Annotated in this window: 7 protein-coding genes; 6 read left to right on the forward strand and 1 reads right to left on the reverse strand. The window is 64.0% G+C overall.

The window, feature by feature from the left end; genetic code table 11:
* Positions 1–54 precede the first annotated feature (54 nt).
* Positions 55–1,107 (forward strand): saccharopine dehydrogenase family protein, encoded by a 1,053-nt coding sequence (locus ACIBG0_RS29055; protein WP_397036598.1) that lies wholly within the window; start codon positions 55–57, stop codon positions 1,105–1,107.
* A 238-nt stretch (positions 1,108–1,345) separates the two neighbouring features.
* Here ACIBG0_RS29055 and ACIBG0_RS29060 read toward each other — a convergent pair whose 3' ends face one another.
* On the reverse strand, positions 1,346–1,726 hold the full coding sequence (locus tag ACIBG0_RS29060) for a hypothetical protein (protein WP_397036600.1): 381 nt from the start codon (positions 1,724–1,726) through the stop codon (positions 1,346–1,348).
* A 287-nt stretch (positions 1,727–2,013) separates the two neighbouring features.
* On the opposite strand from ACIBG0_RS29060, the gene ACIBG0_RS29065 reads away from it, so the two are divergent.
* The 5 genes from ACIBG0_RS29065 to ACIBG0_RS29085 all read left to right on the forward strand — a co-directional run bounded on the left by ACIBG0_RS29065 (position 2,014) and on the right by ACIBG0_RS29085 (position 9,370).
* Positions 2,014–2,316 (forward strand): relaxase domain-containing protein, encoded by a 303-nt coding sequence (locus tag ACIBG0_RS29065; RefSeq protein ID WP_397036602.1) that lies wholly within the window; start codon positions 2,014–2,016, stop codon positions 2,314–2,316.
* A gap of 60 nt (positions 2,317–2,376) precedes the next feature.
* Positions 2,377–3,521, forward strand: a protein-coding gene (locus tag ACIBG0_RS29070) for an IS3 family transposase (protein WP_397036604.1) whose coding sequence is annotated in 2 segments (ribosomal slippage) — positions 2,377–2,644 and positions 2,644–3,521 — 1,146 coding nt in all. Because the reading frame shifts where the segments join, the coding sequence is not laid out codon by codon here.
* 115 nt (positions 3,522–3,636) lie between these two features.
* Complete coding sequence (mobF, locus tag ACIBG0_RS29075) at positions 3,637–5,397, forward strand: MobF family relaxase (protein ID WP_397036606.1); 1,761 nt, start codon at positions 3,637–3,639, stop codon at positions 5,395–5,397.
* Positions 5,364–5,969 carry an AAA family ATPase gene (locus tag ACIBG0_RS29080; protein WP_397036608.1) on the forward strand — a complete coding sequence of 202 codons (606 nt, stop codon included), beginning with the start codon at positions 5,364–5,366 and terminating at the stop codon, positions 5,967–5,969. Before mobF ends, ACIBG0_RS29080 begins: the two co-directional genes overlap by 34 nt.
* A gap of 2,133 nt (positions 5,970–8,102) precedes the next feature.
* Positions 8,103–9,370 (forward strand): IS3 family transposase gene (locus ACIBG0_RS29085; protein ID WP_397036610.1). Its coding sequence is split into 2 segments (ribosomal slippage): positions 8,103–8,376 and positions 8,376–9,370, totalling 1,269 coding nucleotides; the frame shifts between segments, so codons are not numbered across the junction.
* Positions 9,371–9,474 lie beyond the last annotated feature (104 nt).

Below are 9,474 nucleotides of genomic sequence, written 5' to 3' on the forward strand. Positions count from 1 at the left end.
TAGGTTCGTATTGCTGCTGATCATGCAGCGGAATCGTAAGCCACAGGAGTTGACATGCTCATCACCGTCTACGGCGCAACCGGCTATCAGGGCAAGCTCACCCTTGCCGAGTTGTCCCGCCATGGCGTAGAGGTCCGGCTCGTCGGTCGAGATCACACGCGGCTGGAATCCGCCGCCGCCGAGGTCGGAATTCCCGACGCCGATCGCCGGGTGGCCGGTCTCGACGACCGCGCCGCTCTCGTTGCTGCTTTGGCGGGTAGCGATGTCGTCATCAACTGTGCGGGACCATTCACCACCTCCGGCGCGGTGATAGTCGATGCTGCGATCGCCGCCGGCGCCCATTACGTCGACACCGCGGGCGAGCAACTGTTTGTGAAGGGCGTTTTCGATTCCTTCGGCGGCGACGCCGGGCGTGCGGGTGTCACGGTAGTGCCGGCAGTCAACGACGGCTGCCTGCCGGGCGACCTGCTTGCGCACCTGATCGCCGAGCAGACCGGGCCGCTGGCGGAGATCACTGTCAGCCACTTCATCACCGGTGCTGCCGGTCTTTCACGTGGATCGCTGCGCTCGGCGTTGGCGACGATGGACGCGATGCGCTCAGGCGGGCTGACATATGACAACGGTGCCTGGCGCAGCGGGATCCCGGCCCGGCGCGAGAGAATCGCATTGCCCGACGGCGAGTCCGTCGCGATGGCGGCGCTGCCGACGTGCGAGGTAGTCACCATTCCCCGGCACGTGCAGGTCGAGCATGTCGAAAGCCTGCTGGAGGCAACCTTGAAGGCCAGCCTCGAAACACCCATCACGCCGGAACTGATCGCAGGGCTTCCCGCAGGCCCGACCGAGCACGACCGCGCCGAGCAGCAATTCACCTACCTGCTCGACGCCGTGGACCACCAGGGTCAGCAGACACGGGGAGTCATCCGAGGCCGAGACACCTACGGAACAACCGCCGTCGCCGCGGTCGAAGCAGCCCGGCGATTGGCAGCAGGCGACGCTGCCGCCGGAGTACTCACCCCGGCGCAGGCATTCGATCCCGCAGACTTCCTCGAAACCCTCTCCAGCCACGACCTCAGCTGGACCATTGAGGCATCCTCGACAGTGAGGTGACACAGCTGTCACGTCTTCAGCGGAATTTGAGCTGTCGTCGGCGGCGTGGGCTGGGAGTGAAGTAGGGCATTCGCTGCCCGACCACGGCCGCGGTGTCGATTGCTGGTGTGGTTCGGCTCGTTCCAGCCAGGGAGCGGGTGGCGGTGTCGAGGTAATCCGTTGGTGCGGGGTGCGGCCGGGTGAAGTCGAACGATCGAACCGCAAAGCCGGTCGCGCGTATGCCGCGGTCGATGCCGACCTAGTGGACTGTGGCCGTCGCCGAGATCGCGCTTTCGAACAGGATGTTGGGTTGCGCCCAGTCGCGGAGGATGACTGGTGCGAGGCTGCGGTGGTGGAGCATGGCGTCGCCGCCGCAGCGGTGCTGGGCGAACCAGGCGGCGCCGGCGAAGCGGGCCCGCTCCAACCACGACTCGTACCCGACCAGGCTTCCGGTCGTGACCGTCCACCAAGGGCCCACATGATTGCGCTGCCCTTGTAGGAGGGAACCCCACACCGGCCGACAATCCTCGAACAGCACCGCGCACGCATCGGTCAACGCGAACCGCTGCTCGCCGGATTCGGCATCAACACCGGCGATCTCGAACTCCCCGATCGACGGCAACGCCGCCTCGGACCACACTCGAGCTCGACACGGGCATGCACTCTGCCCGCCACAGCGGGCCCATGCCCAGAATCCACAACACATATCCACCCCTCCCCGCAAACTACCCCAAACACCGCAACCAATCCCTAAACAGAATAAATATCCACACACCCTCAAATTCCCCTCCACACTCAATTACAACAGGCAGACCTTTTGCATCGAAGATAACGATTAGATAACGACCAGGGATTTTGGCAGATTTGCCACTAAATAGGCGCGCTTCAACCCTAGCTTTTATAGCAGATGTCGTGCTTCCTGGAGGTATGACCGCGACACTTCATAAGGTTGTCGCTGGAAACGGCTACCTCTACTACCTCCGCAATGTCGCCGCGAATGATGCATCGGCTCGCGGCCGGTCCAGCCTGGCCGACTACTACTCGACGCGTGGTGAGTCACCGGGGCGCTGGCACGGTGCAGGCTTGGTCGCGTTGGGGATTCAGCCCGGCGACGAGGTAACTGAAGAACAGATGAAAGCCCTGTACGGGTTGGGTCGTCACCCGAACGCCGACCAGATCGAAGACCGCGTGTTCAACGAGGAGATGGACTGGCCCGTCCCCGATGAATGAGACCGCTCGGTATTAGAGTCCTGTTGGCCCTGGTTAGGGCTGGAAGGGACGATGAACATCATGGCTGGTCGCAAGCGGCATTCCGCGGAGGACATCGTGCGCAAGCTGCGCCGCGCCGATGAGTTGGCCACGGAAGGCAAGACCGGCGAACAGATCGCCGCCGAGCTGGGTGTGTCGGCGGCGACGCTGTACAACTGGCGCCGCCAGTTCGGTGGCATGGACACCGACGCCGCTAAGGAGCTCAAGGAGTTGCGGGAGCAGAATGCGCGGTTGAAGCGGCTGCTGGCCGATGCGGAGTTGGAGAAGGACGCGTTGCGGGAGATCGCGAAGGGAAAATTCTAGGCCCGGCTGCCAAGCGTCGCGCCGTGGACATGCTCAGAGAAGTTCAGAGTCTGTCGGAACGGTTCGCGTGCAAGGTTGTTGGGCTCGCCCGAGCCACCTATCGGCGTGTCCCGGTCGCGGCGACCCCGGCCGATCCGGACACTGATCTGCGGGCCTGGCTGCGCGCCTATGCCACGAAACATCCCGGCCATGGGTTCCGTCGTGCCTGGGCGGCGCTGCGCCACGACGACGGCCGGGAGGTGAACAAGAAGAAGGTGCACCGGTTGTGGAAAGAGGAGGGTCTGCAGGTGCGGGCGCACTCACCACGCAAGCGGGCCGGCGCCTCCTCGGTGCCCAGGATCGACGCCGACGCACCGAAAGTGGTGTGGGCGTTGGATTTCCAGTTTGATTCGACCGTCGACGGCAAGGCGGTGAAGATCGCGTCGATGATCGATGAGCACACCCGCGAGTCGCTGCTGCACCTGGTGGAACGCTCGATCACCGCCGAGAAGCTCGTGACCGAGCTGGAGAAGGTGTTCACCGTCCGCGGCGGCCCACCGATGGTGCTGCGCATGGACAACGGGCCAGAGATGATTTCGGCAGCGCTGCAACAGTTCTGCGCCGACCGAGTGGGTATCTCCTATATTCCGCCCGGGACTCCGTGGAACAACGGCTACATCGAGTCGTTCAACCGGCGGCTGCGCGCCGAGTGCCTCAACCGCAACCACTGGACGAGCCTGCTCGAGGCCCGGGTGGTCATCGGCGACTTCAAGACCGAGCACAACCATCGGCACCGTCACTCGGCACTGGGCTATCTCACCCCGGCCGAGTACGCTGCCCGCTGCAGCCACACCCACCACCCCGTGGCCTGCGACATCAACTAAACCTGGATCGAATACCACCCGGCTCTATCTCCGGGCGGACTCGATATCGGGGACTCGCCAGGACAAAGGCGCCAAACTCAAAGACGCCGAGCGCGCAGCCGATAATGCGTCACGGTTGGGGCATCCTTTCCGCGTCTATTTTGATGTCAATGAATTCCGGAAACGGTGCGCGCAAGCCTACGAAGCACACAATATCGCGCGCGGGTCGGACCCTAATGAAGCTATTTCCGATGACGAACGCGCGCAGATTCGCAGCACAATCGCGACGAAAATGTTCACCGAACACTACGGTCGCGCACCCATAGATGTACGTGAATTGTCGGGGTGGGTGGCACGCAGCTCACGACCACAGACGACAGCCGTCGCCGGTTTCGACATCACCTTCAGTCCGGTTAAGAGCGTCTCGACGCTATGGGCGGTCGCCCCTCGAGAGGTCGCGGAGAAGGTCGAGGCCGCCCACCATGCTGCCGTCGATGACGCGCTGCGCTGGTTGGAGCACAACGCAACGTACACGCGGCTGGGCCGCAACGGTGTCCGCCAAGTGGATGTCGATGGCTTGGTCGCGGCCCGGTTCGCGCATCGGGAAAGCCGGGCCGGTGACCCTGACCTGCACACGCATGTACTTATCGCCAACCGTGTCCGCACCACCGATGGACGGTGGCGCACCCTGGACGGTGCGATGGGGTACCAGGCGATCGTCACTGTCTCCGAGATCTACAACACTCGTTTGGAGATACATCTCGAAGAAATGGTCGGTGTCGAGTTCGCCGAACGTCCCGGTGTGGACCCGTCGAAACGTCGGATCCGTGAAATCGTCGGCATCCCTGAACGGTTGAACCAGTTCTGGTCCCAGCGCGACGCGGAGATCACCCAGCGACTCGGGCAACTCACCACAGCCTTCCAACGCAAGTGGGGACGCGAACCCATACCCACGGAGCTGTTCGGATTGATGGACCGCGCAACGCTGGAAACCCGCTCAGACAAGCAACAACTACGCACACTCTCCGAACAGCGCGCCGACTGGCGAACCCAGGCCGTCACACTGCTGGGCAGCCAGGAAGCGTTGGCACGCATGGTCTCCACAGTGCTGCACCCACCGCACCGCGCGCGCCCAGTGGCCGATGCCGCATGGATCGAACGCACCGCCGACTACGTCCTCGAGACGATCTCAGCACAGCGATCGACCTGGCAACGCCACCACATCCGCAGCGAAACCGAACGCCAACTCCGTGGCCAGATACGCCTCGAGGACTGCGAACGCGTCGCCGAAGCGGTAGTGGCGCAGGCATTGTCACCGACATCGGCCATCGCTCGCGGTGATCCCGACATCACCGATCAACCGCGACTGCGCGCGGTGTCGGTGATGTTCGCCCGTCGCGACGGCTCCAGCGTATACACCACCGCAGGCTCCCAGATCTATACCTCCGCGCAAGTATTGAGCGCCGAACAGCAGTTGATCGACCTGGCGGTGCAGCCCGGTGGCCGTCAATTGCCGAAACCTGTTGTCACGCAAGCGGTTCATGCCTATAACAGCGCGAATCCGGACAGGCCACTCAACGCCGGTCAGATCGCGGTCGTCGAGGGCTTCGCCACCTCAGATCTGCGCATACGCACCGTCGACGCACCCGCCGGTTCCGGGAAGACAACGGCCATGCGCGTGCTCACCGACGCATGGCACACCAGCGGCGGCACCGTCCTCGGACTCGCTCCCACCGCCGCGGCCGCCTCGGTGTTGGGTGAGTCGATCGGCGCACGCGTCGAGACCATCGACAAGCTCCTCGACGTCCTCACACGCCGCACCCCCGAAACCCGGGACAGCGACCCGAACCGGTCACTGCCGCAATGGTATTGCAGATCGACCAGAACACATTGGTGATCATCGACGAACACGTCAAAGTCGGGAACCTCAAACGCCTACGCCTGCTGCAGTTCCTAGCTACTCGGGACGCGACGATCCGCTGCCTCGGTGACCCGAAGCAGCTGCCCTCGATCGAAGCCGGCGGCGCCCACACCGACATGAACGACGCCACCAACACCCACAACCTCACCCTCGACCACGTCGTCCGCTTCACCTCCCCAGCCGAAGCATCCGCCAGTCTGTTTCTCCGCGAAGGCGATCCCGCCGCACTCGGCTTCTATCTCGACCACCGTCGCATCCACTCCGGCAGCCACGCCACCACCCACGACGACGCCTACATCGGATGGATCGCCGACCACTCGAGCGGCCGCGACACCATCATGCTCGCCCCCACCCACGACATCGTGCGCGAACTCAACCAACGCGCCCGCGCCGATCGAATCGCCCGCGCCGGTACCTCGCTCGGGTCGGAATGCGCACTGGCCGATGGTCTGTGCGCATCGGTCGGTGACACGATCGCCACCCGCCGCAACGATCCACGACTGCGTCTTGCCGATGGTGATTGGGTTCGCAACGTAACCGGTGGATAGTTTCCCACGTTCACGACGACGGAAGTCTGACCGTCACGCGCCTGCGTTCGCGTCGCGAACTCGGCCATACCGTCACACTTCCGCCGCAATATGTGACCGCACATGTGCGCCTCGGGTACGCGACAACGATCGATTCCGCGCAAGGCATCACCGCCGATACGTGTCACGTCGCGCTCACCGGATACCAAAGCCGCGCGCAGTTCTACGTCGCGATGACTCGCGGCGTGCACGCAAACCACTGCTACCTACCAACAACATTGGACGCCAGCGAAGGTTCTTTCTTCACCGAACCAGCAGTATTTCCGCGCACCGCGGTGGAGGTACTGCTGCGCATCCTCAGCCGCGACGACGCACAGAAATCCGCGCACACCGAACTACGGGACGCGCTCGATCCCTACCGCCGGATCGGCCGCGCGGTCGATATCTATCTCGACGCGATCGGCCTCGCCGCCGAACATGCCCTCGGCCCAGACGCGCTCACGCAGCTCGACACCGCCGCGGAAGCATTGCATACCGGGCTCACCGACGCCCCCGCCTACCCGATACTGCGCCAGCACCTGGCCACAATCGCACTGACCGGTCGCGATCCGATCGCCGCACTGCACACCGCCGCCGCGAGCCGGGAACTCGATACCGCCGATGATGCTGCCGCAGTTCTGGATTGGCGACTGGATCCAACGGGCACACATTCGTGTGGTGCCGGGCCGCTGCCGTGGACATGCGGACTACCCCACGCACTCAACGACATCGACTCCGGTCAGCTGTCCGCCCGAGCACAGATCGTGACCGACCTCGCCGACCAGATCCGCACCGACACCGCTACCTGGTCCTCGACAACCGCACCGCATTGGGCGCGGCCACTCATCGGTAGCGACCGCCAACTACTCGCCGAGCTCGCAGTCTGGCGGGCGTCCCTACACATCGACGACCGCGACCTACGCCCAACCGGACCACCACGCTATCCCGCGCTCGAACGCGAACACCAGCAGCTGCTCGATGCCCGCGTCATCGACGCGATCGGCGACATCCATCTCCCCGTCAACCGATGGTCACCACTGGCCAAACAACTCGACGAACGCATCACCAGCGACCCCTACTGGCCGACCCTCGCCGACAAAATCGACCACGCCGACCGCGCCGGAATCGACATCGAAACACTCCTCAGCGACGCCGCGGCCCTACGACCACTCCCCGATGAAATGCCCGCCGCCGCACTCTGGTCACGCCTGGAACTCCAACCCACACCCAACATCAGCGACCGCGATAGACCAACCCGGACCGCCGACGAGCACACAGTTCTCGACGAACACACCACCGAACAGACCAGCACCGATCCGCCCCAGCCCCGCAGTGCCGCAGCCGTCGACCATGCCCCCGACGTCGAACCGGCCACCGAACCCACCCTCGACGCGCTGGGAATGCTCACCGATGCCGAACTCGAACAACACATCGACGAACTGCACCTACACATCGCCCTCGCCGAAACCGACGCAATCATCTACGGCCCATACACCCCAGCCCCCGACGACGATGAACGCGACGCCGAGGCGGCCGCACGCCATCAGCAGGCAGCCAAACAGGTTATCCGTGATGCGCAGAGCAGCATCAACGAACTCCGTGCGGCCGAACAATCACTCCACGCCATCACCACCGAACTCGACCACGCCCGAACCACACTCGACACCACACCGGCCTATCGACGTGGTCAACGCCGCGCGCTCCACACTCAGATCACAACCCTCCAAACCGAACAACAGCACCGCATCCACGCCCGAAACTCCGCGCACACCACCGCACGCAACGCCCAACGAGACGCGCTCCTACTCGCCGGCCCCACCGAGGACTGGGAACACATCCTGACCCAACCCATCACCGAGCCGAGACACCAGCCAACACCCACCACACCATCCGAGCCGACCTATGCCGACACACTGAAGGCCGAATACCAGCAAGAACTCGACCAGCTGCAATCCGAACAACACCGACGCACCCAACTCACCCCCACCCAAACCGCCGCCGAACAACAACGACGCCAACAACACCACGCCCCCAACGACGCCTCCAACTACTTCGACGGCCCTGAATCGCCCCGTGTTTCGTGCCCACCTCTTACCTTGAGAGGATGGGCAGATCATGCCATCGAAGTACGACGAAACGATCAAGGCCAAGGCTGTGCGGCTGGTCGTCGATCACCGCGACGATTACGCCACCGAGTGGGCGGCGATCAAGGCGGTGTCGTCCCGGTTGGGGATGACCGCGGAGACGCTGCGCAAGTGGATCCGCCAGACCGAGGTCGATGAGGGCAAGGCCGATGGCGTGTCGAGCGAGGCGCAGCGGATCATCCGCGAGCAGAAACGAAAGATCGCCGAGCTGGAGCAGACGATCGAAATACTCTCGGCGGCAACAAGTTTCTTCGCGCGGGCGAGCGACCCGCGACAGAAGTAGTCTGCGCGTTCATCGCTGAGCATCGAGCTCGGTTCGGGGTCGCTCCGATCTGCCGTGCGCTGACCGCGCACGGCTGCAAAATCGCCCCGAGAACGTTCCATGCCTGGTTGTCGCGGCCGCCGTCGAAACGGGCGCTGTGGGACACCGCGATCACCGAAATCCTGGCCGGCTACTACGAACCCGACGAGCACGGTCGCCGCAAACCCGAATCGCTCTACGGCGCGGAGAAGATGTGGGGCCACCTGCAACGCCAGGGAATCCCGGTGGCCCGCTGCACGGTGGAGCGTTTGATGCGCGCCAACGGCTGGCGTGGTGTGGTGCGGCGCAGAGCGATTCGCACCACCGAAGCCGATCCCGCAGGGACGCGGGCGGCAGACCTGGTCGACCGCAATTTTCGGGTTCCTGCCCCGAATCTGCTGGTCGTCGCCGATTTCACCTACGTGCGTCTGGCCGGTGGCGGGTTCGTTTACACCGCGTTCGTCGTCGATGCCTACGCAGGGCGGATAGTGGGCTGGGAATGTTCGACCAGCAAACAGACCGCGTTCGTGGAGTCGGCGATCCGGCAGGCCGCCGCGTTGCGGCGGCGTCAGGGACGTCCGTGGGCCGGGTCCACGATTCACCACAGCGACGCGGGGTCGCAATACACATCTGTGAAATTCGGTGAGACACTGATGCTTTCGGGTCTTCGGCCGTCGATCGGCTCGGTTGGTGACGCCTTCGACAATGCGCTCGCCGAGACCACGATCGGGCTCTACAAGACCGAGGCGGTGCGGGGTGATTCGCCGTTCCGGCGCGGTCCTCTGCATCGGTTGGCTGATGTGGAGCTACTCACTCACGAATGGGTCAGCTGGTTCAATCACTCCAGACTGATGCACCGGCTCGGCCGCCGACCACCGGTCGAGTACGAAGCTGACTACTATTCGACCTGCTCCGAGCACCCGGCCGGAGACAGATAACCCGGTGCGTGCTAGCGGACACGTGATAATCCGGCTGGGCGGACATTTGGCTCCGGGCTGGCGGACATGATTTCTCCGGATCGGCGGACATCTGGATCTCTGGG

Origin of the sequence: Nocardia sp. NPDC050630 (genome assembly GCF_044457245.1) — a bacterium.
Classification (GTDB): Bacteria; Actinomycetota; Actinomycetes; order Mycobacteriales; family Mycobacteriaceae; genus Nocardia.

Excerpts from the sequence above, each read along its gene's own strand:
- ACIBG0_RS29055 (WP_397036598.1), top strand. The coding sequence starts at position 55 with ATGCTCATCACCGTCTACGGCGCAACCGGCTATCAGGGCAAGCTCACC.
- ACIBG0_RS29080 (WP_397036608.1), top strand. The coding sequence starts at position 5,364 with ATGGTATTGCAGATCGACCAGAACACATTGGTGATCATCGACGAACAC.
- ACIBG0_RS29065 (WP_397036602.1), top strand. The coding sequence starts at position 2,014 with ATGACCGCGACACTTCATAAGGTTGTCGCTGGAAACGGCTACCTCTAC.